Consider the following 25948-nt stretch of genomic DNA (forward strand, 5'->3'; position numbering starts at 1 on the left):
TGACGGTCAGCCGCGCAACGCCGCCTCGATTGCGGCCACATCGATCTTGCCCATGTCCAGCATCGCCTCGAACGCCCGCTTTGCCGCCGCCCGGTCCGGGTTGCCGATGGCTTCGATCAGGATCCTTGGGCAGATCTGCCAGGATATTCCCCACTTGTCCTTGCACCAGCCGCAGACGCTTTCTTGTCCGCCATTGCTGACGATGGCGTGCCACAGTCGGTCGGTCTCGGCCTGGTCCTCAGTGCTGACCTGAAACGAAAATGCCTCGCAGTGGCTGAACGCCTTGCCGCCATTGAGCCCCACGCAAGGGATGCCCATGACGGTGAATTCGACCGTGATCACATCACCCGCCTTGCCTGAGGGGTAATCACTCGGTGCCTGATGCACCGCGATCACCTTGCTGTCGGGGAAAGTGCTGGCGTAGAAGTTCGCAGCGTCTTGCGCGTCGTGGTCGAACCACAGGCAAATCGTGTTCTTGGCAGTCATGGCAAGGCTCCAGGGATAGGCCGGGACCTTTCAGTCTAGCCCCTGGGCACGGCACGGCGATGGGCGGGGCGCACGCTTGATCGGAGTGCGTCAAGCGCAGTGATTGCCGATGCCTGGCCAAATCAGAAAATCCCTACACGCAGCGGAGAATTATCGAGTCTTCGCACGCTTCACTTATCCATCCGGCAAGCACGATCATCTCCAAAGCGGCCTATAACCGACTTTTTTCAGGGAGATTCAGGTTTGTCGGACTTCCAAGCAAAGCTGCAGCACCTTACCGCTGAACAGGTCGAGGCGCTGTACAGCGAATACATCAGCGGTGAAAAGATTGCACACCTGCTCGAGCGCTACGCCATTGACGTGGCACCCAGCAGCCTGATCAAGGCGTTCCCGCCCCTGCCCTGCGCCGACCTGTGTTGCCCCTACTGCAAAACCAGCCTGTATGAACGGCGTAAAAGCCGCACAGCTTCGAGCTGCCACGAAAACATGGCCTTCTGCAAAACCTGCGAGCATCGCCATTACTTCCCCGGGCGTACCCAGTGGCGCCGCGATTGCGCGTGCCAACCGTGCCTGGCGGCGCGCCAACAGGCCAGGCTGGAGCTGCAAGCACAACAGCGCCAACGCATAAGGGAGCACTGGTCACTGGCCAGACGCCGGCCGATACCTCTGCGCAGCCTTTCGATAACCCGCAAGCTGCAACTGTTGGCCCTGCTCGAGGTGCGAATGGACAAACAGCTTGACCGCCTGCTCCCGGCAGAGCATCCCACTGGCGATGAATGTCTCAGCCCGTCCAAGGCCATGGATGCAAACCTGCTGCAGGCTTTGCAAGAAGACCTGATCCTGCTGGTCGACCCTGATTCGCCGCCGGTATGTTTCAGCAATGACCCAACGCCCAAGGCATGGCGTGACAAAGTGTACTGGGTGGTCAATGTAAGCCTGCACGGGCACCAACGTACGCGCCTGGCGCCGCTGCATCGCGCGCTGCTTGAGCTGCTGGGCGCAGGCCCCCGGCCCGAGTGGCGCGAAGAGCTCAGCGAGGCAATCACAGCCTTGGCGATTGAAGAGGTGTTTGCCTGCATTGCTTCGCGCTGCGCTGCGCATGGCCTGCCGTTCGAAGCTAGCGCAAAGGCCGAGCGGGTTGTCGCGCAACTGCTCGGTATGCTGCCAGTAGCGTCTGCCTGGTCGCTTGTCGACGGCGCGGTGCACGGCGCGCTTGCCTACAGGGCGCGCAGCCATGTCACGCCGCTTCATGCCAGCAGCACCATTCCCGCCAACATGCTGGCGGCGGCTGAACGGGCCGTGAGGGAGCAGTGGCAGTTCAGCCCGTGCAGCTACGCCAGCAACGCAGTGCTCAACCACTACAGCCGTGTGCTGTTCGATGTACTCCTGCGACAGGCGGATCACGGCCTGCGGCGCAGGATTGCCGAGTACATCGAGCAGCTTCCCTGTCGTGGCGCATAACGGCAGTCACTTCAGGGTTTTTTCCAGGCCCTTGACGATCCCGCGAACAGGCCGCTTCCGACACGCGAAGCAGCCTGTTCGCCGAGGCGCTCTAGCCCGCCCTTTGCAACATCCTGCAGACAATTCCTACCCCCAGCAGTGAACCTGCTTGCAAAAATGCGGTCTTTCGCTGACGGTCAATCCACCGACCGGTTCGCCGGCCCAGCCAACGTTCCAGCGTCACCGGGCCTATTTTTCCTGATGCAGCGAAGACCCAACATGCCTGAATCCCGCCCAGCCTCCCTCGCCCTCCCTGCCCTGCGCGGCACCCTGATCGCCGCTCTGGTGGCTCTCGCCGCCCCCGTGCATGCCCAAGAGCCGGCCAGCGATGCGCGCTGGGTCAGTGACAGCCTGAGCACCTATGTACGCAGCGGCCCTACCGACGGCCATCGCATCGTCGGCACACTCAAATCCGGACAGAAGCTGACCCTCATCGGCAGTCAGGGCAACTACAGCCAGGTGCGCGGGCAGAACGGTGACCTGGTGTGGATCCTCTCCAGCGACCTGCAATCGGTCCCGGGCCAGGGTGAGCGCTTGCCTGAACTTGACGCACAGGTAGCGCAGTTGTCCGGGCAGCTGAAAACCATCGACGACAGCTGGAAGAACCGCGTGCAGGGCATGCAGGAAACCCTCGACTCGCGCAAAAAGCTGGTCGACGAACTGCAAGCACGCAACCAGGCATTGAACGAACAGCTTGATCAGACCCAGTCGAACCTGCGCGACGCTCAGGCACGCCTGGGCGATGAGAACAAACAAGTAATGATGCGTTACATGGTCTACGGCGGCAGCATTGCCGGCGCGGGCCTGCTGGCGGGGCTGATCCTGCCGGCACTGACCCGCGGTCGCAAGAAGAACGACCGCTGGTTCTGAGGCTTGTCCGGCCAGGCAACGGGTTGCCAGTACCGGCCTGATCGCCGGCGAGCCGGCTCCATAAGCCCCAGAACGAGGTTCCTGAGCGGCGGGCTCGCCCGCGCCATTTACTGCCGCAACCGCTCCAGCGCCTGCAGTACGAACCTCGTCGCCCGTTCGATCTCGCCTTCCCGGCAGGCAATCCCCAGTTGCCGCCACAAGCCAGGGCGCAGCGGCCGGCGCGCTATGCGCCGGTCCAGTTCGGCCATCTCGCCTTCCTGGGGCAGCAAGGTTGCGCCATAACCGGCACCCACCAGGCTCTTGATCGCATCGTTGTAGTTCAACTCGATCCGCGGCTCAGGATACAACCCGGCGGCAGCGAACCACTCTGCGGTCACCCGCGACAGTTGGGTGCTGCTGTCATTGAGAATCAGCGCTCGCTGCCCCAGCCAGGCCGGTGTAACCCTGGCCGGCGGCTGCCAGTCGGCCGGCACGTAGGCCAGGATCGGGTCGCGCCGCCAGGCGGTGACCTTGATGCCCTTGCCCGCCACCTGCGGCAAAGCCACCAGGCCGATATCCAGGGCGCCTTCGCGCAGCCGCAGCAGGGAAGCCTGGGAGGTCAGCACCTGCACCTGCACATCGATGCCTGGATGTGCCACCCGCAAGTGCTCCAATGCCTGGGGCAACAGGTGGGCGATGGCGCCGGTCGAGGCGCCCAGACGCACCCGACCGGTCAGGCCTTCGACCTGGCGCCGCACTTCATCCAAGGCAAGGTCGGCATCGGCCAACAGCCGGCGGGCACGTACCAGCAGGGTTTCGCCGATGGCGGTGGGGCGCACCTGGTTGCGGTTGCGGGTCAACAGCGGCGCACCGACCCTCGCCTCGAGTTCGGCCACGTGCAGGCTGATGGTAGGCGGCGCCAGGTTGAGCTGGCGCGCAGCCTCGGCGAATGACCCCAGGTCGGTAATGACCACAAGGGTGCGGAGGCGATCGAGGCTGATTTCACGCATGGGGGTGGGCCGGTTCAGGGTACATTTCGTTCAGAAAATATGAACGTCTGCATCATGATATTCAAATTTTATTTACCAAGACGACAGGCGAGCATAGGCCATCTTCCTTTTGAACGGACCCGACCATGCGCACCCCTATTGTCTTCATCGACGGCGACCAAGGCACCACCGGCCTGCAGATCCATGCCCGCCTGCAAGGGCGCACCGATTTGCAACTGCTGACCCTGCCCGAGGCCGAACGCAAGGACCCGCAACGGCGCAGCGACGCCATCAACAGCGCTGACATCGCCCTGCTCTGCCTGCCCGACGCCGCCGCGCGCGAGGCCGTGGCGGCCATCCGCAACCCGGCGGTGCGGGTGATCGATGCGAGCTCCGCGCATCGCACCACCCCCGGCTGGGTCTACGGCCTGCCTGAACTGGACCCGCGGCAGGCCGAGCGCATTGCTTTGGCCAAGCGGGTCAGCAACCCCGGCTGCTACCCCACTGGCGCCATCGCCCTGCTGCGCCCGCTGGTGCAGGCTGGCCTGTTGCCCGCCGACTACCCGCTGAGCATCCATGCCATCTCCGGCTATTCCGGCGGTGGCCGTGCGGCGGTCGAGCGCCATGAGCAGCCCGGGGCGCAGCGGGCGCCCACCCTGCAGATGTACGGCCTGGAGCTGGCGCACAAGCATGTACCGGAAATCCAGCTGCATGCCGGCCTGGCAGCCCGGCCGATGTTCCTGCCTGGTTATGCGGCCTATCGTCAGGGCATCGTCCTGAGCATCCCGCTGCAATTGCGCCTGCTGCCAGGCCAGATCCGCGCCGAGCAATTGCAGGCATGCCTTGAACGGCACTACCAGGGCGCACGCCACGTGATGGTGTCCCCACTGCACCAGCAGGGGGCGGCCTCGCCGCTGGATCCTGAGGCATTGAACGACAGCAACGACCTGCGCCTGGCCCTGTACGCCAACCCCGAACACGGCCAGGTACTGCTCACGGCAGTATTCGACAACCTGGGCAAGGGCGCTTCGGGCGCGGCGGTGCAAAACCTCGAGCTCATGGTCGCAGCACCGCAGGCACACGGCTGACAGGTAAAAAGGGGTAGACTGTGCGCCCCGCATCAACCGGTGCGGGGCGATACAACAGCCGCCGGAGCCCGTCCACCGATGTTCATTCTGAGCCGCCTCGACAGCGTGCCGCCCGAATCCTTCCAGAACCAGATCCGTGAACTGGTGATCCACCATGTCGGCGAACTGAGCAGCGTCGCCATTCGTGCCGACAACCCGTTGTACCCTCTGTACCAATACGGCGTCGGCATGGAGGTGCATCAGTACCTGCAGGCCATGGACGGTACTCGCGGCCTTGCCGTGGAGCTGACCCTGGCACTGGACGCCGAAGCGCCGGACCAGATGCTCGGTTTTGCCCTTACATTACCGGCCCAGGACAATGCGCAGGCCTGTGCACTGGCCTTTCTCGCCGTGGTGCCCGAGCATCGCCGTCAAGGTATCGGCCGCGCCTTGCTGGCCGATGTGCAGGCCCGCTTTGCCAGCGTCGAACTGAACGCCTTTGCCAACCAGGTGCCATGGTTCGAAGCGAGGGGCATGCAGGTGGTGGCCGCCAGTGGGCCGCAAGTGTTGATGAGCAGCACCGGCCAAGCCAGCGGCGCGCTGATCGGCCGCCTGGATATCGCGCCGATTTACCAGGCCACTGAAGTGCACCAGATTCATACCTACCTGCTCAATCAGCAGGGTGAAGATGCGATGATCGAAGCCGAGCAGCAGCGCGATGAGTGGCTGGATGAGCTGACGGAGCAGGCCCGCGCCTGTGTGAGGCAACGCAAGACGGTGCATTGACCGTGGGGCCTGATCGCGGGCGCCCCCGCGATCGGGCCTGAACAAGCACTTGAGCTAGACCTGACTCACCGGAATATCTCCCCCACCCTTGCCATCGCGCCGCTCCCCTATCCAGTCACTGACCTGCTGGCCGAACTGCGCCGGTGCCTTGCGCCCGAAGCGCCGTGCCAGGTCGAGGATAGTCTGCTGCGCCAGGGCCTCTTCCATCCGCTTTTGCGCCCCCAGCATTACTGCATGGATCGCACAGGTGCCCTCGGTGGCCCAACCCGGCGGTGAGCCTTCGAACAGCGTGCAACGCTCGCGGATCTCGCGGCAGTCGAAGATCTTCTTCGGCCCGTCAATGGCATTGACGATGTCCAGCACGGTGATCTCGTCCGACGGCCGGGCCAGTCGAAAGCCCCCCCGCACGCCTTCGGTCGCTGCCACCAGTTTGGCCCGGGCCAATTTGGTGAATACCTTGGCCAGGTATTCCTGCGGCACCCCCTGCAACTGCGCCAGGTCGCGAACACTGGACTCGCGGGTGTCACCGCGCTCGTCCACCAGGTACAGCAGGCAATGGATGCCGTATTCAACGCCAGCACTGTAGAGCGACATATAAATCTCCGACCAAACTTGTCGCCAATATTACGCTTACCGGCGTGCAATGGCAAAGCCATGAAATGCCATTGGTCGCTAGCCGTGCTCCCTGAGAATACCTATCCAACCCTTTATTCATAAGTCTTTCAGCGCTCAGATCGGCTTCTCGGCCAAGGCTCGGCTGGAAAAAAGAGTTGCACGAGTGAACTGCGATCAATACAGTCGTAGTTGTTTCGCACAGACACACACCCGTCGAAGCCCCCTTACCCACAGAGCATCCTCATGAAATCTAACGTTTTGATCATCGGTGCCGGCTTTGCCGGTGTATGGAGCGCTTTGAGCGCCGCCCGCCTGCTCGACCAGGCCCGGCGCGACGACCTGAGCATCAGCGTGCTGGCGCCCCAGCCTGAACTGCGTATCCGGCCACGCTTCTACGAAGCCGACGTGCATGGCATGAGGGCGCCAGTGGGTGAGCTGTTCGAAGCCGTGGGCGTGCAGTTCCTCGCAGGCCATGTGCAGACCATCGACGCCCAAGGGCGCAGCGTGAGCTACACCGACGCGAGCGGCCTGCCCCAGCAGATCGCCTATGACCGCCTGATCCTGGCAGCCGGCAGCCAGGTGGCACGCCCGGCGATAGCAGGCGTGGCCGAACACACCTTTGACGTCGACCAGATGGAGTCGGCCGTGCGTCTCGAGCAGCACCTGGCGGGCCTGGCCGCCCTGCCCGCCTCACCGGCACGCAACACCGTGGTGGTTTGCGGCGGTGGTTTCACGGGCATCGAGACCGCTACTGAAATGCCTGCCCGCCTGCATGCCGTACTCGGTGACGCTGCGGTGCGCGTGCTGGTGGTCGATCGAGGTGCCCAGGTTGGCGCCGCGTTGGGTAAGGGCATCACGCCGTCGATTGTCGCGGCTTGCGAACAGGCGGGCGTCGAGTGGTTGGCCGGCACCTCGGTGGTTGCCGTCGATGCCGGTGGCGTCACCTTGGACAACGGCGAGTATATCGCCAGCAAGACCATAATCTGGACCGTGGGCGTCAAGGCAAGCCCGCTGACCACCCAGGTAGCGGGCGAGCGCGACACCTTCGGCCGTCTAAAGGTGGACGACCACCTCAAGGTGGTTGGCCAGGCACACATCTACGCCACGGGTGACACCGCCTGGGCAGCCGTCGACGAACTGGGCAACCATGCGCTGATGACCTGCCAGCACGCCATCCCCATGGGCCGCTACGCAGGCAACAATGCCATGGCCGACCTGCTCGGCGAACAGCCGGTGGTGTATCGCCAACCCAAGTACGTCACCTGCCTGGACTTGGGCGGCTGGGGCGCGGCGTTCAGTGAAGGCTGGGAGCGCGAACTTAAATTGCAGGGCCAGGAAGGCAAGGCCCTCAAGCGCCAGATCAACAGCGTATGGATCTACCCGCCAGCCGCTGACCGTGCCTTGGCCCTGGCGGCCGCCGACCCATTGATTCCGATCGTTTGACGTAACTTCCTGACAGATCCGTCAATAAATGACGGATTTGTCAGCAGATGACGCTGCATTGAATGTCTGGTCAATAATGATGGCAATATGGCACTATTCTGAAAAACAATAATCAGAGGTGAGGCACATAACTATATTGCAGCACATTGAGCGCTTGGCATCGCCCCGTTGAACCGGGTGTGTGCCCATTTGCTTGATTGCGCACCACCGTCAAGGAACATTCCATGCAGTTACGGAATATGAAGATCGGCATTCGCGCTGCCAGCGTATTTGCCCTGTTGGGCGCCCTGGTCCTGGTCATGGGCCTTATCGCACTCTATGAAACCCGGCAGATGGACGAGGCCACGGACGAAATCCGGGTTACCTGGATGCCCGCCGTGGTCGCCCTCGGTGACATCAGTACCAACCTCGGCCGCGCCCGCGCCATCACCCTGCGCGCCGCGCTGGATGACAGCCCCACCGAGCGCATGCGCAACATCGAGTTGTTCAAAGGCATCAATGAACAACTCAACAACGGCCTGAAGGACTATGAAGCCACCATCATCGCCGCCGATGACCGTGCCCTGTTCAACACATTAATCGCCGCCCATCGACAGTACTTCGGCCTGCAGTCACAGGTACTCAAAGACATTGCCGCCGGCCGCATGGCCGAGGCCAAGCAGCAGATCAGCGGCCCGCTCACCCAGTACGCCGATACCATGATGAAAGCCCTGTCGGCCTTGATCACCTACAACAGCAAGGGGGCCGAACAAGCCTCGCAGCGCAGCAGTGACGTGGCCGACGAAGCCTTCGCAGCCATTATCGGCTCACTGCTGGTGATCATGATCGCCCTGGTGGCCATTGCCACCGTGCTTACCCGCAGCATCGTCGTGCCATTGGCAGATGCCGTGGCCGTGGCCGAACGTGTCGCCACCGGCGACCTGACCCAGGACATCACGGTTACCGGCCGCGATGAGCCGGCTTTGCTGCTGCGTGCCCTGAGCCGCATGCAGGCAAGCCTGCGCGATACCATTCGCAAAATTGCGGCCTCATCCGACCAGCTGGCCTCGGCTTCGGAAGAGCTGCACACGGTTACCGAAGATACCAGCCGTGGCCTGCACCAGCAGAGCGCGGAGATCGACCAGGCGGCCACGGCCGTCAACCAGATGACCGCCGCCGTAGAAGAAGTGGCGAACAACGCGGTGAGCACCGCCGATGCGTCCCAGGGCGCCGACCGCACCACACGCGATGGCCGCGAGCAGGTCAACCAGGCGCTGGCCTCGATCCAGCACCTGGTCGATGACGTTACCGGCACCTCTGCCGAAATCGAGCAGTTGGCCAGCAATGCCAACGAGATCAGCCGCGTGCTCGATGTGATTGGCGCGATTGCCGGCCAGACCAACCTGCTGGCCCTCAACGCGGCCATCGAAGCCGCACGTGCCGGTGAGGCGGGCCGTGGTTTTGCCGTGGTCGCCGATGAAGTGCGTGCCCTTGCCCACCGCACCCAACAGTCCACGGCAGAGATCGAACAGATGATTGCCGGGATTCAGAACGGTACCGAGCGGGCAGTGACGGCCATGCACAGCAGCCAGGGGCGTGCCACCGGTACGCTGGAAGTGGCACAGGGTGCCGGGCAGGCGTTGGAAGTGATTGCCGAGGCGATCGCTTCGATCAACCAGCGCAACCTGGTGATCGCCAGTGCTTCGGAAGAACAGGCACAAGTGGCGCGGGAGGTGGACCGCAACCTGGTCAACATCCGCGACCTGGCGATGCAGACCTCGGCGGGCGCCAACCAGACCAGTGCGGCGGCGCAGGATTTGTCGCGCCTGGCGGTTGATTTGAACGGCATGGTCGCGCAGTTCAAAGTCTGAGCTGAAACTGCTGGGGCCGCGTTGCGGCCCTTTCGCGACACAAGGCCCCTCCTACGCAAACGTTTGAGCTTTTGTGTCGCGAAAGGGCTGCAACGCAGCCCCCGGGCAACTACCCCTTGGCGCTGACAGCCCGCACAACCTTCTCGGCCTTGCCCCGCGTAGCCAGGCAGTAATACAACGGCACCGTCACGATCAAGCCGAACAGCCAGGACAAGTCCGCGCCCTCGACAATGTTCGAATAGGGCCCTACATAAAGCGACGTGTTGGCAAACGGCAACTGCACCAGAATCCCGCACGCATAGGCAATGATCGCGTGGGGGTTGAAGCGCCCGTAAATTCCGCCGTCAGCGCGGAAGATCGAAGCAATGTCGTATTCACCCTTCTTGATCAGGTAAAAGTCGATCAGGTTGATCGAAGCCCACGGCACCAGCACCAGCAACAGCGCCAGGATCAGCCCGATAAAGTGGCCGATGAAGTCCGCCGAGGCATTCAGCGCAACCATCCCGCACGCCACCAGGATCACTGCAGCCAGCATTACCCGCACCTTGATGCTGGGCGTCCATTGGGCGAAGAAGGTCTGGATGGCGGTGACGATCGACAGCACCGCGCCGTACAGGTTGAGGGCGTTGTGGCTGATGATGTTCAGCAGGAACAGCACCATCAGGATCGGGCCCAGCCAGCCGGTGGCCTGCTTGACCGCATCCATCGCGTCGGTGCCTTGGGGCACGCACAGCACCGCCACCGCACCAAAGCTGAAGCACAGGATGGTGCCCAGAGTGGCGCCGAAATACGTCGCCCAGAACGGCTTGGCAATACCGACTTCCTTGGGCAGGTAACGCGAGTAGTCGGAGGTGTACGGCGAGAAACTGATCTGCCAGATGGTGCCCAGCGATACGGTGGCAATGAAGCCCGACAGGTTGAACGCGCCTCGGCTGAAGAAGTCGGCCGGCAGTTCCTGGGTAAACATCATGATGAAACCGGCCAGCAATGCCGACCCCATCACCCAGGTGCCAATGCGGTTCAGGCTATGAATGAAGCGGTAGCCGATAACACCGATCGCCGTCGCGCTCAGGGCCCCGATGACGATCGCCGTGGGCATCGGCACGCTTGGGGCAATGCCGTGGATCGACTTGCCTGCCAGCACGATGTTGGAAATGAAGAAACCAACATAGATCAACGCCGTGAAGAACACGATCAGCAGGGCACCGTACCGGCCGAACTGGCCGCGGCTCTGCACCATCTGTGGGATGCCCAGTTGCGGTCCCTGTGCAGAGGCCAGGGCGATGACCACGCCCCCGATCAGGTGGCCCAGCACGATGGCGATCAGGCCCCACAGCAGGTTCAGGTTAAATACCTGGACCACCATGGCGCCGGTGACGATAGGCAGTGGCGCGATGTTGGTACTGAACCAGAGGGTGAACAGGTCGCGCGCCTTCCCATGGCGCTCGGCAGGTGGAACGTAATCGACCGTGTGATTCTCGACAAACTGGTGTTGCGATGACGGTTGGGACATGGTTTTCAGCTCGAAAGGTCGTTTTTATCTTTGTAAGGAAACCGCGTCTAGGCGGCCTCTCAGCTGCGGACCATATTATGGTATTCCAAGCTTTTGACAACACTGATTCGGTTTTAAAAACCCTTACTGATCCGGTTCAGCAGCCGAGGCCACGCCCTGATTATTTCAGCAAAGCCCCATTTCATGCGGCCTTGAGCCATTCATCATGTTTTTTACAGCACTAAAAATTCCGCTTGCAAAACGAGTATTACGGTATACCATCAGACACATCAACGATAAAAAGCGGCCCACCGCTACCCCCTTCGAGGTACACGCCATGATCGACGCAACCGTTTACAAGAACGTCTTGGGCTCCTTCCCCTCAGGCGTCACCGTCATCACCACCCTGGACGACGACGGCTCGATCGTCGGCCTTACCGCCAGCGCCTTTTCTTCCCTGTCGATGGACCCGCCGCTGGTGCTGTTCTGCCCCAACTACAGTTCCGATTCCTACCCTGTGCTGATCAAGAACAAGCGCTTTGCCATTCACCTGCTCTCCGGTGAACAGCAGGCTGAAGCCTACGCCTTCGCCAAAAAGGGCAAGGACAAGGCCGCCGGCATCGAGTGGACCCTGAGTGAACTGGGCAACCCGGTGCTGGCGGGGGCCACTGCGGTGATCGAATGCGAGTTGTGGCGGGAATATGAAGGTGGCGACCACGCGATAATGGTCGGCAAGGTGCACAACCTGATCGTTCCCGAGCAGGCCCCACGGCCGATGGTCTACTGCCGCGGCAAAATGGCCAGCCTGCCCGCCTTCGCCTGAGACGCCTAACGTTATTACTGACGCCTGGCACGCCAGGCGAGACTTTCAAGCTGCGAGGAATGCCCCATGAAATTTTCGTTGTTCGTACACATGGAACGTTGGGATGAACAGGTCAGCCACCGCCAGCTGTTCGAAGACCTCACCGAACTGACCCTGATGGCCGAAAACGGCGGTTTCAGCACCGTGTGGATCGGCGAACACCACGCCATGGAATACACCATTTCGCCAAGCCCGATGCCGCTGCTGGCCTACCTGGCCGCCCGCACCGAAAAGATCCGTCTGGGCGCCGGCACCATCATTGCACCGTTCTGGAACCCGATCCGCGTGGCCGGCGAGTGCGCCCTGCTCGACGTGATCAGCAACGGCCGCATGGAAGTGGGCCTGGCCCGTGGCGCCTACCAGTTCGAGTTCGACCGCATGGCCAATGGCATGCCAGCCACCGACGGCGGCAAGGCCCTGCGCGAAATGGTCCCAGCGGTACGCAAGCTGTGGGAAGGCGACTACGCCCATGAAGGCGAAGTCTACAATTTCCCCACCTCCACCAGTGTGCCCAAGCCGGTACAGCAGGGCATGCCGCCGATGTGGATCGCTGCGCGCGACCCGGACTCACACAACTTTGCGGTGAAAAACGGTTGCAACGTGATGGTCACCCCGTTGATGAAGGGTGATGAAGAAGTACTGGACCTGAAAAACAAGTTCCAGGCTGCGCTGGACAACAACCCCGAGGTGCCGCGCCCGCAACTGATGGTGCTGCGCCACACCCACGTGCACAACCCGTCGGAGCCCGATGGCTGGAAAGTCGGCGCCCAGGCCATTTCGCGGTTCTACCGCACCTTCGATGCCTGGTTCGGCAACAAGACGGTCCCGGTCAACGGCTTCCTGGAGCCAAGCCCCGAATCGAAGTTCGCCGAGGTGCCGGCCTTCGCGCTGGAGAACATCCGTAAGAACACCATGATCGGCACCCCGGAAGAAATCATCGCGCGCATCAAGTACTACCAGGAACTGGGCGTCGACGAGTTCAGCTTCTGGTGCGACAACAGCCTGCCCCACGCCGAGAAGAAGAAGTCGCTCGAGCTGTTCATCAAGGAAGTGGTGCCGGCGTTCGCCTGAATTCCCATTGCCTGAAAGCGTTGCGGGATCAGCCCGCTCCCGGGGGCCGTCATGGCCCTCGCGAGCGGGCGTTTTTTTAGCTGCAAGCTGCAAGCAAGGGCGTACGTGCTCGTCCGCGTGCTTGTGGCTTGGAGCTTGCCGCTTGTGGCTCGAGGCCTGCTCACGCCGCCTTTCGTCTCCTCATCAGAGAAATTTCCAGCGGCCTCTTGCACAACAAATATTATGGTATACCATCAGACAACAAGAGCTGATAACCCTCACCAGGAGCCCCTCATGAGTTTCGAAATCCGCAAGATCGTCACCTACTCCGAAGAGACCCGTATCGAAGGCGGCAAAGCCACCGACAAGCCGGTGACCATGGTCGGCCTGGCCGTGGTGATCAAGAACCCATGGGCCGGCCGCGGCTTCGTTGAAGACCTCAAGCCGGAAATCCGCGCCAATTGCTCCGAGCTGGGTGCGCTGATGGTCGAGCGCCTGACCGCTGCCATCGGTGGTGCCGACAAGATCGAAGCCTACGGTAAAGCTGCCGTGGTCGGCGCTGATGGCGAGATCGAGCACGCTTCGGCGGTGATCCACACCCTGCGCTTCGGCAACCATTACCGCGAAGCCGTACAAGCCAAGAGCTACCTGAGCTTCACCAACAAGCGTGGCGGCCCGGGCACCTCGATCCAGATCCCGATGATGCAAAAGGACGACGAAGGCCTGCGCTCGCACTACATCACCCTGGAAATGCAGATCGAAGACGCCCCGCGTGCCGACGAAATCGTCGTGGTACTGGGCGCTGCCGACGGCGGCCGCCTGCACCCGCGCATCGGCAACCGTTACATCGACCTGGAAGAACTGGCTGCCGAAAAAGCCAACGCTCAATAACAACAACCAAGACGGGCCGGGGCGTGGCGTGCTTACCCGCCGCGCCCGACCTTCAAGGAGCGCCCTCCATGATTCAGCCTGTCGCTGAACGTACACCGGCCGGGACCAGTTACCTGGCCCAAGGCCAGGGCCAACCCGTGGTGCTGATCCACGGCGTGGGCCTGAACAAGGAAATGTGGGGCGGGCAGTTCGTGGGCCTGGCCAACGACTACCGCGTCATTGCCTACGACATGCTCGGCCATGGCCAGAGCGCACTGCCTGCCGCCGACACCGGCCTGGAAGGCTACGCCGCCCAGCTGGCAGAACTGCTCGACCACCTGCAGATCGCCCAGGCGACCGTGATCGGCTTCTCCATGGGTGGCCTGGTCGCACGCGCCTTCGCCCTGAACTACCCGCAGCGTTTGTCTGCGCTGGTGGTACTCAACAGCGTGTTCAATCGCAGCCCGGAACAGAGCGCCGGCGTCATCGCACGCGCGGCCCAGGCTGCCCAGCAAGGCCCCGACGCCAACGTCGACGCCGCGCTCGACCGCTGGTTCAGCCGGGAATACAAGGCAGCCAACCCGGCGCAGGTCGCCGCGATTCGCCAGGTACTGGCGAGCAACGACCCGCAGGGTTACCACACCACTTACTCGCTGTTCGCCACCCAGGACATGTACCGCGCTGGTGACCTGGGCAGCATTCAGGTGCCGACACTGATCGCCACCGGCGAACTCGACTCGGGCTCCACCCCGGCCATGACCCGCCAGCTCGCTGCCAGCATTCCTGGCGCGCAAAGTGTGGTCCTCGCCGAGCAACGGCATATGATGCCGGTGGAGGCACCCCGTGAAGTCAACAAGATGCTTCTGGATTTCCTCAGCCAAGCCCGCACCCTCACCGAATCCGCCAAGGGGATTGTTGCATGACCCTCGTTCGTTTCCAGATGTGCATCGACGGCCAATGGCTCGATGCCCAGAGCGGCAAGACCTTCGACAGCCTCAACCCGGCCACCGCCCAGGCCTGGGCGCAACTGCCCGACGCTGATGAAGCCGATGTGGAGCTGGCCGTCCAGGCCGCCCAGCGTGCGTTCGACAGCAAAGCCTGGCGCAGCATCACCGCCACTGCGCGGGGCAAACTGCTGCGCAAGCTGGGTGACCTGATTGCCGAGAACAAAGAACATTTGGCTCAGCTGGAAAGCCGTGACAACGGTAAGCTGATCCGCGAAACCCGTGGCCAGGTCGGTTACCTGCCGGAGTTCTTCCATTACACCGCGGGCCTGGCCGACAAACTCGAAGGCGGCACCCTGCCGCTGGACAAGCCGGACCTGTTCGCCTACACCGTGCACGAACCAATCGGCGTGGTGGCCGGGATCATCCCGTGGAACAGCCCGCTGTACCTCACCGCGATCAAGCTGGCGCCAGCCCTGGCCGCCGGCAACACCATCGTGCTCAAGCCTTCCGAGCATGCCTCGGCGACCATCCTCGAGCTGGCCCGCCTGGCCCTGGAAGCTGGCTTCCCGCCGGGCGTGGTCAACGTGGTCACCGGCTACGGCCCCAGCACCGGCGCTGCGCTGACCCGCCACCCGCTGGTGCGCAAGATCGCCTTCACCGGCGGCGCCGCTACCGCTCGCCACGTGGTGCGCAGCAGTGCCGAAAACTTCGCCAAACTGTCGCTGGAGCTGGGCGGCAAGTCGCCGAACATCATTTTCGCCGACGCCGACCTGGACAGTGCCATCAACGGCGCTGTGGCCGGCATCTATGCCGCCTCCGGGCAAAGCTGCGTGGCAGGTTCACGTTTGCTGGTACAGGACGAGATCTTCGACGCGTTCGTTGCCCGCCTGATCGAGCGGGCCAAGCGCATCCGCATCGGCAACCCCCAGGACGAAGCCAGCGAAATGGGCCCGATGGCCACCGCCCAGCAGTTGGCCGTGGTCGAAGGCCTGGTTGCTGCGGCCAAGGCTGAAGGCGCCAAGTTGCACATGGGTGGCAAGCGTGCCGAAGTCGAGGGCGAAGGCTGGTACTACGAGCCGACGCTGTTCGAGTGCGACAGCAACTCGATGACCATCATGCAGGAAGAAGTGTTCGGCCCGGTCGCTGCGGTCATCCGCTTCAAGACCGAGGAACAGGCCCTGGCCATTGCCAACGACTCGCAGTTCGGCCTCGCTGCCGGCATCTGGACCCGCGACCTGGGCCGTGCCCACCGCCTGGCCCGTGACGTGCGTTCGGGGATCATCTGGGTCAACACATACCGCGCAGTGTCGGCCATGGCACCGATCGGCGGCTTCAAGAACAGCGGCTACGGCCGTGAAAGCGGCATCGATTCGGTGCTGGCCTATACCGAGCTGAAGACCGTGTGGATCAACCTGTCCACCGCGCCGATGCCCGACCCGTTTGTGATGCGCTAAGAGGTAATACACGATGATCGAACCAGGCATCTACAAAGACGTGATGGGCTCCTTCCCGTCCGGGGTCACGGTGGTCACCACCCTGGACGCCGACGGCGCCATTGTCGGCATCACCGCCAGCGCGTTCAGTGCGCTGTCGATAGACCCGGCGCTGGTGTTGTTCTGCCCCAACTACGCCTCTGATACTTACCCGATCCTGCGGGACAGCAAGCAGTTCGCGATCCACCTGCTGTCCGCCGAGCAGACCGCCGAGGCCTATGCCTTCGCTGGCAAAGGCAAGGACAAGGCCAAGGGCATCGAGTGGCACCTGAGCGAGCTGGGCAACCCGCTGCTGGCCAAGGCCACGGCGATCATCGAGTGCGAGTTGTGGCGCGAATACGACGGCGGTGATCACGCGATCATCGTCGGCGCGGTGAAAAACCTGGTGCTGCCCGCTGACCCGGTGACCCCGATGGTCTATCACAGAGGCAAACTGGGCGCCCTGCCGCCGCTGGGCTGATGCCCTTGGGGCTGCTGCGCAGCCCGATCGCCGGCTTGCCGGCGATTGGGCCGCAAAGCGGCCCCGATACTTCTTTTTCAGGGGCCGCGCGACCCTCTCACCCTTGGTTGCGGCCCCTCTTTTGATTCGGAGCTAGGCAATGAGCAACGAAAAGTACGAAAAAGGCCTGCAGATCCGTACGCAGGTGCTGGGCGAGGACTACGTCAACCGCTCGATCCAGAACGCGGACGACTTCACCAAGCCTTTGCAGGAGCTGGTTACCGAGTACTGCTGGGGCCATGTCTGGGGCCGCGATGGCTTGTCGCTCAAAGAGCGCAGCATGATAAACTTGGCCATGATTTCCGCGCTCAACCGGCCCCACGAGCTCAAGCTGCATATTCGCGGCGCCTTGCGTAATGGCCTGAGCCGTGAACAGATTCGCGAGATCCTGCTCCAGGTCGGCATTTATTGCGGCGTGCCCGCGGCGGTGGACAGTTTCCGCCTGGCCCGCGAGGCGTTCGCCGAAGCCGATGCGGAGTCAACCCGTTAACAACGGGCTGTTCGAACCACTGCAGGGAGCACCTCGGTTCGGGGTGTTCCGCGATGTTGGCGAAACAGCCTCATAAAGAGCGCACCTGATGAAACGCCAGCCACTCGACGACAGCTTCAAGGTCAACCGCAACCCCGTAACACTGCGTGAAATCGTGCTCGACAAACTGCGCGGCGCGATCATGAATTTCCACCTGCTCCCGGGCGATCGCCTGGTCGAGCGCGACCTCTGCGACCGCCTCGGCGTCAGCCGTACCTCGGTGCGTGAAGCCCTGCGCCACCTGGAGTCCGAAGGCCTGGTGGAATTCGCCGATGCCAAGGGCCCACGCGTGGCCATCATCACCCTGGAAGACGCCCGCGATATCTACGAGCTGCGCTGTGTACTCGAAGGCCTGATCGTCCAGTTGTTCACCCTCAATGCCAAAGCCAAGGACATCCGGGCCCTGGAGCGGGCGCTGGAGGTCAACCGCGAGGCTCTCGAGGAAGGCGAGTTGCAACAGGTGCTGGACTCGGTGCAAGGCTTTTACGAAGTGCTGCTCGAAGGCTCCGGCAACCAGGTCGCAGCGCAACAGCTGCGCCAGCTGCAGGCCCGCATCAGCTACCTGCGCGCCACCTCGGTGTCGCAGCAAAACCGCCGTGGCGCCAGCAACCTTGAAATGGAAAAAATCGTCGACGCCATCAAGAGTGGCGACCCGCTGGTCGCCCACCAGGCCTCGGTCGATCATGTGCGGGCCGCCGCCAAGGTGGCGCTGGACTACCTGCGCCAGAAGCAGGACGACAACACCAAGGTGCGCGACATGGTCGAGCCTTTGGCCCTCAAGGAACCCCGTATAGAACCCCGCATAGGCCGCTGACCATGCCCAACGCCCCGCGCTACTGCCCGCACTGCACCACAGAACTGGCCCGGGGCGTTCCCGACGGCGACACCCACGAGCGCCTGCACTGTACCGGGTGCGGCTATGTCCACTACATCAACCCGAAGATCATCGCCGGCTGCATCATCGAGCGCGATGGCAAGTACCTGCTGTGCCAGCGGGCGATCCCGCCCCGCCCAGGCACCTGGACATTGCCGGCCGGGTTCATGGAGGCCGGCGAAACCACCGAGCAGGCAGCGCTGCGTGAGGTGTGGGAGGAAAGCGGTGTGCGTGCCGAAATCGTCTCGCCCTACTCGATCTTCAGCGTGCCGAAAATCAGCGAGGTGTACATCATCTTTCGCGCCATCGCTACCGAGGAAACCGGGCAGTACGGGCCCGAGACGCTGACCTACACGTTCTTCGAACCCGACCAGATCCCTTGGGAAGAGATCTACTACCCGGCGATACGGCAGATTCTCGAGCGTTACATCCTCGAGCGGCAGGCTGGGGTGTACGGGATCTACATGGGCAATGACGACACCGGCAAGGTGCACTTCATTCGTTGAGCCTGCTGCGGCCTCATCACCGGTGCAGGCTGCATAAAGCCCTCGCCAATCCGCTATTCTCGGTGCACCCTTATCATCCCCGGCAGAAGGATGGGCAGAGCACACATGGCTAAATGGCTGGACGGCGGCGGGCTGATGGCCGAACGCATTCGCAATCACGACTGGAGCACCACCTCCCTGGGCCCGATCGAGACCTGGCCTGACGTACTCAAGACCACCGTGGCCCTGTGCCTGGCCTCGCGCTTTCCTCAGGCAATTCTCTGGGGGCAAGACCTGCTCACCCTGCACAACGACGCATTCCTGCCAATTCTTGGCAAAAAACCGCAAGCGTTGGGCAAGCCGTTTCGCGAAGTATGGCAGGAAGCCTGGGCCGACATCGAGGCCATGGCCGAACGCGCCTTGGGCGGTGAAGCCGTCTATATCGAGGACTTCCCGCTGACCATCGACCGCAACGGTGGCCCGGAGTGCGCTTACTTCACCTTTTGCTACAGCCCTATCCGCGACCAGAACGGCGAAGTGGTGGGCATGCTCGACACAGTCACCGAAACGACCGCCAGCGTGGTCACCAACCAGCGGCTGGCGTTTCTGGACGACCTGGGCCGGGCGGTGGCCAATGCCACCGACTCGGACCGGGTAATGACCATCACCACCGGCATGCTGGTGGAGCACCTGCAGCTGTCCAGCTGTGCGTACGCCGTGATGGATGCAGACCAAGATGGCTTCACCATCTGCGGCGACTCTGTAGCACCCGGCTCGCCACGGTTGGTGGGCCACTACCGCCTGGGCGACTTTGGCCGCCTGGCGGTCAGCCGGCTGCGCAATGGCCTGCCGCTGGTTATAACCGACAACCTGAGCGAACTGCCCAGTGAGGAAGCCGCCACCTTTCAGGCCATTGGCATTACCGCAACCATCTGCATGCCATTGATCAAGGCAGGCAGACTCACCGCGCTGATGGCCATCCACGACAAGGCGCCACGGCGGTGGTCGCCTTACGAGCAGGCGCTGATCGGAGAAGTGACGGAACGTTGCTGGGCGCATATTCAGCGGGTCCAGGCCCATGCCGAAGTGCGCGAGGCGCTGGCCGCACTGGAATCGCTCAACGCCAGCCTGGAACACCGGGTCGAAGAACGCACCGCTCAGCTGTTGCACACCGAAGCGGTCCTGCGCCAGGCACAGAAGCTCGAAGCCATCGGCCAACTGACCGGTGGCGTGGCCCATGACTTCAACAATCTGCTGACGATCATTCGCTCGTCACTGCACTTCCTGCAGCGGCCGAACCTCGACGAAAGCCGTCGCGAACGCTATCTCAAGACCATGACCGACACGGTCGACCGCGGCGCCAAGCTGACCGGCCAGCTGCTGGCCTTCGCCCGTCGTCAGGCATTGAGCCCCCAAGTACTCGAAGCCGGATCGCGCCTGCAGGCCATGGCCGACATGCTTGATGCCGCTACGGGCGCGCGGGTCCAGGTAAAACTGGAGTTGCCATCGACGCCATGCCACATCCGCGCCGACCTCAGCCAACTGGAAACCGCAGTGATCAACCTGATGCTCAACGGCCGTGATGCCATGGCTGGCGAAGGCACCTTGCACCTGCGCCTGCTGCCCAACCAAAGCATGTCTGGCCTGCGCGATCATCAAGAGCACCCAGGGCCGTTTGCCGCCATCTCGGTGGTGGACAGCGGTGTCGGCATCGCCGCCGAGTTGCTCGACCGTATCTTCGACCCGTTCTTCACCACCAAGGCGCCCGGCGAAGGCACAGGGCTTGGACTGTCGCAGGTGTTCGGCTTCGCCAAGCAATCAGGGGGCGATGTAGAGGTAGCCAGCATCCAGGGCCAAGGGACCACCTTTACGCTGTACCTACCACAAGTGGAACAGCCTGCCGAGCAGGCCAATGCGGCCGCAGAGGCCAGCCAACCGCTGGTGAGTGGCGCGCGGCGAAGAATATTGGTGGTGGAGGACGACCCGGACCTGGGCACTTTCACCGCACAGATCCTCGAAGACCACGGCTACCGGATCAGCTGGGTGAACTCTGCGGAAGAGGCCTTGAGGGAATTGGACGGCGCGGCGGAAGATTTCGATGCGGTATTTTCCGATGTGATGATGCCCGGCATGGGCGGCTTGGCCCTGGCCCGCGAGCTACGCCGCCAGCGCCCGCAATTGCCTGTGATCCTCACCTCCGGCTACAGCGACGCGATTGCCGAAGGCGGCCATGAGGGGTTCACATTCCTGGCAAAGCCCTATTCGGCAGAGCAGGTATGCCTGCTGCTTGGGAAGGTGCTGGGGCCCTGATGGCTGTCAAGGCTTGCCGGTAAGCAAGCGCGCCACACTCTGCGCCAGTTCTGCGCGCCGGTACGGCTTGCGCAACACCTCGAAGCCCTTGAGTTCGCGCGGTGTCAGGTTGGCGTAGCCGGTAATGATCAGCACTGGCAGGTCAGCCTGACGCTCGCGCATCCGTTGAGCGAACCGCACCCCGGTCATATCAGCCATGACATGATCGGTCACCAGAACATCCGGCCACCAGCCCTTCTCCACCAGCTGCAACGCTGCAGCGGCACTGGCGGCTTCGGTCACCTGATAACCCAGTTCACGCAACTGCAGCGCTGTGGCATGGCGCACGATCTCCTCGTCGTCCACCAGCAGCACCCGAAGTGCACCGTCGGCAAGCGGCACCTCGGCCATTTCACTGTCACGACACACCGCAGCCACATCGCTGCTCGGCAGCCATAACGTGGCAACGGTACCCTCCCCTTGCTGCGAGCGTATCTGGAAGCCGCCACCAGACTGTACGGCCAGCCCCTGGACCATCGGCAGGCCAAGACCAGTGCCCTTTCCCACGCCTTTGGTGGAATAGAACGGTTCGACGCAGCGGCGCAACTGATCTTCGTCCATGCCACTGCCACTGTCGCGAACCTGCAGCCACACCAGCGTCCCTTCAGTGAGGCCCGCAGGCCTTGGGGGCCCGTCGGCCTCAAGCCCTGCGCAGATCCTCAAGGTGCCACCGTCGCCCATGGCGTCGCGGGCGTTGACCGCAAGGTTGAGCAGCGCCAGTTCCAGTTGATGGGGGTCTACGAGGACTGCAGGCAGGGCTGGGTCAATCTGTACCTGCACGGCAACTGTCGGCCCCAGTGATCGGGCCAGCAGCTCGTGCATGTCCTCTACCAGAGCGGCCAACGACACGGCCTGTGGCTTGAGCGTTTGTCGGCGGGCAAAGCTGAGCAACCGCCCGACCAGATTGCGCGCACGCTCGGCAGCCTGCAGCCCCCCGTCGATCAGGCGCGGGGCACGTTCGGAGTGCGGCTGCCGGCGCAGCAGCTCGAAAGAGGCGATGATAGGCGTGAGCATGTTGTTCAAGTCATGGGCGATGCCGCCAGTCAACTGCCCGATCATTTCCAGCTTGTGCGCTTCGTGCAACTGCAGCATCGCAGCCTCACGCTGGGCGAGTGCCGCCGTGACGCGCTCCTCCAGGCTGTCGTTGAGCAGGTGCAGGGCGCGTTCTGCGCGGGCATGGGTAATGGCCGCCCAGCCTTGCTTGGCGGTTTCCGCCACCAACTGGCATTCCTCTTCAAGGCACTGGCGCGGGCTATGAAAGTGCACGCCAAGCATGGCCTCCAGGCGACCGCCACGCAGCACCGGTACATGCAGCGTGGAACATAGGCCGCTCAGGGGTGACGTTGCGCTGTCATGCGCTTGCTGCACCACCTGCCCTGCCGCCAACTGCTCATGCAGCGATGCGCCGTAAGTCGCATAGTGGTGTTGGCCGACGAGCGATGGCACGCCCTCAGCCCAATCGTGCGCGACCTTGAAACCTGCGCCATCGCCCTGATCTTCGCCAAAACAGACTTGCGCCGCCCCCAGGTGCTCGGCCAGGCGGCTCACCACATAGGCTTCGATGCGGTCTGCTTCGCCCAGCCCGGGCAACGTGCGGCCCAACTCCAGCAAGAACGCCTGGTTCTGCTGGAGGCGCACCCGCTCGGTGGTCTCGGTGACCAGGCACAACACGCCGCCGACAGTACCATCGGCCTCACGCACCGCGGAATAAGACACATCGAAGTACACCGTCTCGCCCAATCCGTGGCGTTCTATATAAAAGGGGCGATCCTTAGCCGCGAAGGTCTGGCCAGTCTCACGCACACCGCGCAGCAACGGCTCGAGGTCATGCCACAGTTCGCGCCAGTACTCCTTGCCTGGACGCCCCAGTGCGTGGGGATGCTTGCTGCCAATGGTCGGCGCATAGGCGTCATTGTAAAGCGCAGCAAAGGCCTCACCCCAGAACAGCACGAACTGCGCCTGGGCCGGCAGTAATGTGGCCATCACCGCCTGCAAGTGGGGCGACCATGCTTCAGGCGGGCCGAGCGGCGAGTCGCTCCAGTCCATCGTCTGCAGCAGTGTGCCGATGGCACCGCCATTGAGCAGGAAGTGTGGTAGCGGATTGGGGGTTTCGTGTCGTTGAAGCGGTTTCATGTCTGGGATGTCCCGGGCATATTGCCATCCATCTGAGGATAAGAGATGTGCAATAAACAGTTCGTTCCCAGGGATTCGCCGTTAATTACTCCCCCTCTGCCTGATTCAGAACTGGATGCTGTCGATGTAACTTAATGCACTTCAATCGGGCAGCTCGCACCAACACCGCACACCCGTTTGAACGCATACCTGCTCAAACCGGCCAAACCCGGGCCTCCCAGCCCGGTGGCCCGCTCCTTGCTACCACTCGCCCCTTAACCTTTTGTCAGCCTTAGGTTTTTTAAGGTTTATGGGCACATATTTACTAATTTCTCCTTCCCCCCGCACCCCGCATCATCGCTCCAACAAGAACGCGTCGCCCTTCGCCGGCACGCACCCGGGCAGCACCCGATGCCCAACCTTGCCTTGGAGTCAGTCATGACCAGTGCAGCCAATTCGGCACCCCTCATAGAAAAACACACGATCGGCTACGTGCCCCCGCAAGACCGCCATGGAAAGGTAAGGGATCTGTTCACGCTGTGGTTCGGCGGCAACATCGCGCCGCTGCCCATCGTCACCGGCGCGCTCGGCGTGCAGCTGTTTCACCTGAACCTGCTGTGGGGCATCGTCGCCATTCTGGTTGGCCACCTGGTCGGCGGAGTGCTGATGGCGCTGCACTCGGCCCAGGGCCCGCAAATGGGCATCCCGCAGATGATCCAGAGCCGCGCCCAGTTCGGCTCGCTCGGGGCACTCCTCGTGGTGGTGATCGCCGGCGTGATGTACATCGGCTTTTTCGCCTCCAACATCGTCCTGGCCGGCAAATCGCTGCATGGCGTGGTAGACAGCGTGCCGGTACCGGTAGGTATCGTCATCGGCGCGCTGGGCTCGGGGATCATCGGCATCATCGGCTATCGCTTCATCCACGTGCTCAACCGCATCGGCACCTGGGTACTGGGCATCGGCATCGTGATCGGTTTCGGCTACATCTTCACCCACGTGCAGAGCGACGATTTCCTCACCCGCGGGGGCTTCAACTTGGCCGGCTGGCTGGCCACCGTGTCGCTGGCGGCGCTGTGGCAGATCGCCTTTGCTCCCTACGTGTCGGACTATTCGCGTTACCTGCCGGCTGACGTGAAGGTCTCATCGACCTTCTGGACCACCTACCTTGGGTCGGCACTGGGCTCGAGCCTGTCGTTCATCTTTGGCGCCGTGGCGGTGCTGGCGATCCCCGCCGGCATGGACACCATGGACGCGGTCAAACTCGCCACCGGCACCCTCGGCCCGATCATGCTGGTGCTTTTCCTGCTCAGCGTGATCAGCCACAACGCCCTCAACCTCTATGGCGCAGTGCTGTCGATCATCACCCTGATCCAGACCTTCGCCTACCGCTGGATCCCCACAGCCAAGAGCCGTGCGGTACTGTCGCTGATCGTGCTGGCGGCCTGCTGCGTGGTGGCGGTGTTCGCCTCGGCGGACTTCATCGGCCACTTCGTCGACATGGTGCTGGTGTTGCTGGTGGTGCTGGTGCCGTGGACCGCGATCAACCTGATCGACTTCTACGTGATTCACAAGGGCGACTACGACATCCAGTCGATCTTCAAGGTCGATGGCGGTATCTACGGGCGCTACAACCCGCAGGCGCTGACCGCCTATGCAGTGGGTATCGTGGTGCAGATTCCGTTCATGAACACGCCGCTGTACGTGGGGCCGATCTCCGAGCACATCAACGGTGCCGACCTGTCCTGGCTGGTGGGCCTGCTGATCACTTCGCCGCTGTACTGGTGGCTGGCGAGCCGCGACAGTGCCTATCGCCGTCGCCAGACCAGTGCCAAGCTCGCGGCCGCAAGCTGATCAGGCAGATGCGCCAGGGCCTGGCGCAATGACAATCGCCTGGAAACGGGCGGTTGTGACAGCTCAGGGCGCCGCCAGCCACTGCCCGGTGATGCTGTCGTAGCTTCCGTTGGCTACGCTCAGGTGCAACCACTGATCGACGTAGGCCTTCCAGGCCACATCATCACGGGGCAGCAGGAAGGCCTTTTCGCTGTACTGCATGGCGCGTTCCGGGTTGACCGCACACAGCCCGGGTTTGAGCTTCTGCTGATAACGCGCTTCGCTGGCGTCGGTAATCATTACATCGGCCTTGCCAGACAGCAGCTCGTCAAAAATCGTCACGTTATCGTGCAGACGTATGCGCGCCTGGCCAAGATGCGCGCGTGCGAACGCCTCGTTGGTGCCGCCGGCGGGTTCGATCACCCTGACCTGGGGCTGGTTGATTTGCGCCACCGTCTGATAAAGCCGCACATCGGCGCAGCGTACCAGCGGGATCTTGCCGTCGACGCCCAGTGACTCACTGAAAAATGCCTTCCTCTGCCGTTCCAGTGACACTGAAATGCCGCCGACCGCAATGTCACAGCGTTGGCTCAGAAAGTCCGGCATCAGGGTTTTCCAGGTAGTGGGCACCCAATGGATGTTCACCTCGAGGCTCTTGGCCAGTGACTGAGCCATGGCAATGTCGATACCTTCATAGCTGCCGTCCGCGCGCAGGGACGAATAAGGCTTGTAGTCTCCAGTCGTACAGACCCTGAGCGTACCGCGCTGAAGGACCTCATCAAGGCGCGAAGCGGTGGGCGCGGCAATTGCGTTACCGGTCATGGCTGCCAATAGGCAGAAGGTCAAAGGAGCTTTCATGCGGTCGGGTCCTTGTGAGCATGGTCGCTGCCGCCATTGGTCTGGGCAGAGCGAGGGTGGGGAACGTCAATGAAAATTAGGGCCACCAGCCCTCTACTTTCCTGCTGCTGCTC

The 25948-nt window shown here is 62.7% G+C and carries 23 protein-coding genes; 17 read left to right on the forward strand and 6 right to left on the reverse strand.

Annotated elements, in window-relative coordinates; translation table 11 throughout:
- Nucleotides 1-6: 6 nt before the first annotated feature.
- Nucleotides 7-486: a VOC family protein gene (locus NGJ21_RS24485; RefSeq protein WP_046785456.1), complete on the reverse strand. Its 480-nt coding sequence runs from the start codon at nucleotides 484-486 to the stop codon at nucleotides 7-9.
- A gap of 243 nt (nucleotides 487-729) precedes the next feature.
- Between NGJ21_RS24485 and NGJ21_RS24490 the strand changes: the two genes are divergently transcribed.
- Complete coding sequence (locus tag NGJ21_RS24490; RefSeq protein ID WP_251962822.1) at nucleotides 730-1947, forward strand: hypothetical protein; 1218 nt, start codon at nucleotides 730-732, stop codon at nucleotides 1945-1947.
- Between the two features lie 258 nt (nucleotides 1948-2205).
- Complete coding sequence (locus NGJ21_RS24495) at nucleotides 2206-2856, forward strand: TIGR04211 family SH3 domain-containing protein (RefSeq protein WP_115275050.1); 651 nt, start codon at nucleotides 2206-2208, stop codon at nucleotides 2854-2856.
- A 107-nt stretch (nucleotides 2857-2963) separates the two neighbouring features.
- On the opposite strand, the gene NGJ21_RS24500 is transcribed toward NGJ21_RS24495, so the two are convergent.
- A complete protein-coding gene (locus NGJ21_RS24500; RefSeq protein WP_204917813.1) occupies nucleotides 2964-3845 on the reverse strand; it encodes a LysR family transcriptional regulator in 882 nt (293 codons plus the stop codon).
- A gap of 125 nt (nucleotides 3846-3970) precedes the next feature.
- On the opposite strand from NGJ21_RS24500, the gene argC reads away from it, so the two are divergent.
- Nucleotides 3971-4912: an N-acetyl-gamma-glutamyl-phosphate reductase gene (gene argC, locus NGJ21_RS24505; protein WP_115275051.1), complete on the forward strand. Its 942-nt coding sequence runs from the start codon at nucleotides 3971-3973 to the stop codon at nucleotides 4910-4912.
- Nucleotides 4913-4990: 78 nt separating this feature from the next.
- A complete protein-coding gene (locus tag NGJ21_RS24510; RefSeq protein WP_046785461.1) occupies nucleotides 4991-5677 on the forward strand; it encodes a GNAT family N-acetyltransferase in 687 nt (228 codons plus the stop codon).
- Nucleotides 5678-5731: 54 nt separating this feature from the next.
- Here NGJ21_RS24510 and NGJ21_RS24515 read toward each other — a convergent pair whose 3' ends face one another.
- Nucleotides 5732-6271: an RrF2 family transcriptional regulator gene (locus tag NGJ21_RS24515; RefSeq protein ID WP_046785462.1), complete on the reverse strand. Its 540-nt coding sequence runs from the start codon at nucleotides 6269-6271 to the stop codon at nucleotides 5732-5734.
- A gap of 264 nt (nucleotides 6272-6535) precedes the next feature.
- Here NGJ21_RS24515 and NGJ21_RS24520 point away from each other — a divergent pair, with 264 nt between their 5' ends.
- Nucleotides 6536-7735 (forward strand): NAD(P)/FAD-dependent oxidoreductase, encoded by a 1200-nt coding sequence (locus NGJ21_RS24520; RefSeq protein WP_251962823.1) that lies wholly within the window; start codon nucleotides 6536-6538, stop codon nucleotides 7733-7735.
- 239 nt (nucleotides 7736-7974) lie between these two features.
- Nucleotides 7975-9585, forward strand: a complete 1611-nt coding sequence (locus NGJ21_RS24525) for a methyl-accepting chemotaxis protein (RefSeq protein ID WP_502943661.1) — start codon at nucleotides 7975-7977, stop codon at nucleotides 9583-9585.
- Between the two features lie 109 nt (nucleotides 9586-9694).
- Here NGJ21_RS24525 and NGJ21_RS24530 read toward each other — a convergent pair whose 3' ends face one another.
- Nucleotides 9695-11098 carry a purine-cytosine permease family protein gene (locus NGJ21_RS24530; RefSeq protein ID WP_115275055.1) on the reverse strand — a complete coding sequence of 468 codons (1404 nt, stop codon included), beginning with the start codon at nucleotides 11096-11098 and terminating at the stop codon, nucleotides 9695-9697.
- A gap of 316 nt (nucleotides 11099-11414) precedes the next feature.
- On the opposite strand from NGJ21_RS24530, the gene NGJ21_RS24535 reads away from it, so the two are divergent.
- From NGJ21_RS24535 to NGJ21_RS24580, 10 genes are all read left to right on the forward strand, one after another.
- Nucleotides 11415-11900, forward strand: a complete 486-nt coding sequence (locus NGJ21_RS24535) for a flavin reductase family protein (RefSeq protein ID WP_012314149.1) — start codon at nucleotides 11415-11417, stop codon at nucleotides 11898-11900.
- Nucleotides 11901-11966: 66 nt separating this feature from the next.
- On the forward strand, nucleotides 11967-13010 hold the full coding sequence (locus NGJ21_RS24540; protein WP_115275056.1) for an LLM class flavin-dependent oxidoreductase: 1044 nt from the start codon (nucleotides 11967-11969) through the stop codon (nucleotides 13008-13010).
- A 273-nt stretch (nucleotides 13011-13283) separates the two neighbouring features.
- Complete coding sequence (locus NGJ21_RS24545; RefSeq protein ID WP_003256068.1) at nucleotides 13284-13880, forward strand: amino acid synthesis family protein; 597 nt, start codon at nucleotides 13284-13286, stop codon at nucleotides 13878-13880.
- 68 nt (nucleotides 13881-13948) lie between these two features.
- Nucleotides 13949-14782 carry an alpha/beta fold hydrolase gene (locus NGJ21_RS24550; protein ID WP_046785467.1) on the forward strand — a complete coding sequence of 278 codons (834 nt, stop codon included), beginning with the start codon at nucleotides 13949-13951 and terminating at the stop codon, nucleotides 14780-14782.
- Nucleotides 14779-16260, forward strand: coding sequence for an aldehyde dehydrogenase (locus tag NGJ21_RS24555; protein ID WP_115275057.1), 1482 nt, complete (start codon nucleotides 14779-14781; stop codon nucleotides 16258-16260). The genes NGJ21_RS24550 and NGJ21_RS24555 overlap by 4 nt, the downstream gene beginning before the upstream one ends.
- A gap of 13 nt (nucleotides 16261-16273) precedes the next feature.
- Entirely contained in the window at nucleotides 16274-16759 is a 486-nt protein-coding gene (locus NGJ21_RS24560) for a flavin reductase family protein (RefSeq protein ID WP_039605333.1), read from the forward strand.
- A gap of 139 nt (nucleotides 16760-16898) precedes the next feature.
- Nucleotides 16899-17288, forward strand: coding sequence for a carboxymuconolactone decarboxylase family protein (locus NGJ21_RS24565; protein ID WP_012314144.1), 390 nt, complete (start codon nucleotides 16899-16901; stop codon nucleotides 17286-17288).
- 88 nt (nucleotides 17289-17376) lie between these two features.
- Entirely contained in the window at nucleotides 17377-18141 is a 765-nt protein-coding gene (locus tag NGJ21_RS24570; RefSeq protein WP_012314143.1) for a GntR family transcriptional regulator, read from the forward strand.
- 2 nt (nucleotides 18142-18143) lie between these two features.
- The gene (locus NGJ21_RS24575; RefSeq protein WP_046785469.1) at nucleotides 18144-18707 is read left to right on the forward strand and encodes an NUDIX hydrolase; all 564 of its coding nucleotides are present in this window, start codon (nucleotides 18144-18146) and stop codon (nucleotides 18705-18707) included.
- Between the two features lie 105 nt (nucleotides 18708-18812).
- Nucleotides 18813-20996, forward strand: coding sequence for a response regulator (locus NGJ21_RS24580; RefSeq protein WP_204917798.1), 2184 nt, complete (start codon nucleotides 18813-18815; stop codon nucleotides 20994-20996).
- Between the two features lie 6 nt (nucleotides 20997-21002).
- Here the strand turns inward: NGJ21_RS24580 and NGJ21_RS24585 are convergent, their stop codons facing one another.
- Nucleotides 21003-23168 (reverse strand): response regulator, encoded by a 2166-nt coding sequence (locus NGJ21_RS24585; protein WP_204917796.1) that lies wholly within the window; start codon nucleotides 23166-23168, stop codon nucleotides 21003-21005.
- A gap of 417 nt (nucleotides 23169-23585) precedes the next feature.
- Here NGJ21_RS24585 and NGJ21_RS24590 point away from each other — a divergent pair, with 417 nt between their 5' ends.
- Nucleotides 23586-24998, forward strand: coding sequence for a purine-cytosine permease family protein (locus NGJ21_RS24590; RefSeq protein WP_119688918.1), 1413 nt, complete (start codon nucleotides 23586-23588; stop codon nucleotides 24996-24998).
- A 63-nt stretch (nucleotides 24999-25061) separates the two neighbouring features.
- Here NGJ21_RS24590 and NGJ21_RS24595 read toward each other — a convergent pair whose 3' ends face one another.
- A complete protein-coding gene (locus NGJ21_RS24595) occupies nucleotides 25062-25835 on the reverse strand; it encodes a transporter substrate-binding domain-containing protein (protein ID WP_251962824.1) in 774 nt (257 codons plus the stop codon).
- Between the last annotated feature and the right edge of the window lie 113 nt (nucleotides 25836-25948).

The sequence above is a fragment of the Pseudomonas sp. Marseille-Q5299 genome, from assembly GCF_943737035.1.
In the GTDB taxonomy this organism is placed as follows: domain Bacteria; phylum Pseudomonadota; class Gammaproteobacteria; order Pseudomonadales; family Pseudomonadaceae; genus Aquipseudomonas; species Aquipseudomonas putida_E.

What these genes read in the sequence shown, in the direction of transcription:
- NGJ21_RS24495 (WP_115275050.1), top strand. Translation starts at nt 2,206, where the DNA reads ATGCCTGAATCCCGCCCAGCCTCCCTCGCCCTCCCTGCCCTGCGCGGC.
- NGJ21_RS24485 (WP_046785456.1), bottom strand. Translation starts at nt 486, where the DNA reads ATGACTGCCAAGAACACGATTTGCCTGTGGTTCGACCACGACGCGCAA.
- NGJ21_RS24560 (WP_039605333.1), top strand. Translation starts at nt 16,274, where the DNA reads ATGATCGAACCAGGCATCTACAAAGACGTGATGGGCTCCTTCCCGTCC.
- NGJ21_RS24510 (WP_046785461.1), top strand. Translation starts at nt 4,991, where the DNA reads ATGTTCATTCTGAGCCGCCTCGACAGCGTGCCGCCCGAATCCTTCCAG.
- NGJ21_RS24550 (WP_046785467.1), top strand. Translation starts at nt 13,949, where the DNA reads ATGATTCAGCCTGTCGCTGAACGTACACCGGCCGGGACCAGTTACCTG.
- NGJ21_RS24575 (WP_046785469.1), top strand. Translation starts at nt 18,144, where the DNA reads ATGCCCAACGCCCCGCGCTACTGCCCGCACTGCACCACAGAACTGGCC.
- NGJ21_RS24555 (WP_115275057.1), top strand. Translation starts at nt 14,779, where the DNA reads ATGACCCTCGTTCGTTTCCAGATGTGCATCGACGGCCAATGGCTCGAT.
- NGJ21_RS24540 (WP_115275056.1), top strand. Translation starts at nt 11,967, where the DNA reads ATGAAATTTTCGTTGTTCGTACACATGGAACGTTGGGATGAACAGGTC.
- NGJ21_RS24590 (WP_119688918.1), top strand. Translation starts at nt 23,586, where the DNA reads ATGACCAGTGCAGCCAATTCGGCACCCCTCATAGAAAAACACACGATC.
- NGJ21_RS24535 (WP_012314149.1), top strand. Translation starts at nt 11,415, where the DNA reads ATGATCGACGCAACCGTTTACAAGAACGTCTTGGGCTCCTTCCCCTCA.
- NGJ21_RS24515 (WP_046785462.1), bottom strand. Translation starts at nt 6,271, where the DNA reads ATGTCGCTCTACAGTGCTGGCGTTGAATACGGCATCCATTGCCTGCTG.
- NGJ21_RS24595 (WP_251962824.1), bottom strand. Translation starts at nt 25,835, where the DNA reads ATGAAAGCTCCTTTGACCTTCTGCCTATTGGCAGCCATGACCGGTAAC.
- NGJ21_RS24545 (WP_003256068.1), top strand. Translation starts at nt 13,284, where the DNA reads ATGAGTTTCGAAATCCGCAAGATCGTCACCTACTCCGAAGAGACCCGT.
- NGJ21_RS24525 (WP_502943661.1), top strand. Translation starts at nt 7,975, where the DNA reads ATGAAGATCGGCATTCGCGCTGCCAGCGTATTTGCCCTGTTGGGCGCC.
- NGJ21_RS24565 (WP_012314144.1), top strand. Translation starts at nt 16,899, where the DNA reads ATGAGCAACGAAAAGTACGAAAAAGGCCTGCAGATCCGTACGCAGGTG.
- NGJ21_RS24570 (WP_012314143.1), top strand. Translation starts at nt 17,377, where the DNA reads ATGAAACGCCAGCCACTCGACGACAGCTTCAAGGTCAACCGCAACCCC.
- NGJ21_RS24585 (WP_204917796.1), bottom strand. Translation starts at nt 23,168, where the DNA reads ATGAAACCGCTTCAACGACACGAAACCCCCAATCCGCTACCACACTTC.
- NGJ21_RS24500 (WP_204917813.1), bottom strand. Translation starts at nt 3,845, where the DNA reads ATGCGTGAAATCAGCCTCGATCGCCTCCGCACCCTTGTGGTCATTACC.
- NGJ21_RS24530 (WP_115275055.1), bottom strand. Translation starts at nt 11,098, where the DNA reads ATGTCCCAACCGTCATCGCAACACCAGTTTGTCGAGAATCACACGGTC.
- NGJ21_RS24580 (WP_204917798.1), top strand. Translation starts at nt 18,813, where the DNA reads ATGGCTAAATGGCTGGACGGCGGCGGGCTGATGGCCGAACGCATTCGC.
- NGJ21_RS24520 (WP_251962823.1), top strand. Translation starts at nt 6,536, where the DNA reads ATGAAATCTAACGTTTTGATCATCGGTGCCGGCTTTGCCGGTGTATGG.
- argC (WP_115275051.1), top strand. Translation starts at nt 3,971, where the DNA reads ATGCGCACCCCTATTGTCTTCATCGACGGCGACCAAGGCACCACCGGC.